The organism is Enterobacter sp. T1-1, from assembly GCF_000710795.1.
In the GTDB taxonomy this organism is placed as follows: Bacteria; Pseudomonadota; Gammaproteobacteria; order Enterobacterales; family Enterobacteriaceae; genus Enterobacter; species Enterobacter cloacae.
The window spans coordinates 1-394 of record NZ_JALW01000104.1 but is presented as its reverse complement, the minus strand read 5'-3'; the positions used below and the strand labels follow the sequence as shown (position 1 = coordinate 394).

Here is a 394-nt window from a genome sequence, read left to right as displayed (position 1 = left end):
AAGGTAACCGTAGGGGAACCTGCGGTTGGATCACCTCCTTACCTTAAAGAACCTGCCTTTGCAGTGCTCACACAGATTGTCTGATGAAAAGTAAATAGCAAGGCGTCTTGCGATTGAGACTGTACGTCCCCTTCGTCTAGAGGCCCAGGACACCGCCCTTTCACGGCGGTAACAGGGGTTCGAATCCCCTAGGGGACGCCACTTGCTGGTTCGTGAGTGAAAGTCACCTGCCGTCATATCTCAAAACTGACTTGCGAGTCATGTTTGAGATATTTGCTCTTTAAAAATCTGGATCAAGCTGAAAATTGAAACGACACACATGTTATGTGTGTTCGAGTCTCTCAAATTTTCGCAATCAGAAGTGAAACATCTTCGGGTTGTGAGGTTAAGCGAC

1 tRNA gene is annotated in these 394 nt (G+C 47.5%); it reads left to right on the top strand.

The features are described from left to right. Positions 1-125 precede the first annotated feature (125 nt). Positions 126-201 (top strand) — tRNA-Glu (locus AK59_RS0123060). Positions 202-394 lie beyond the last annotated feature (193 nt).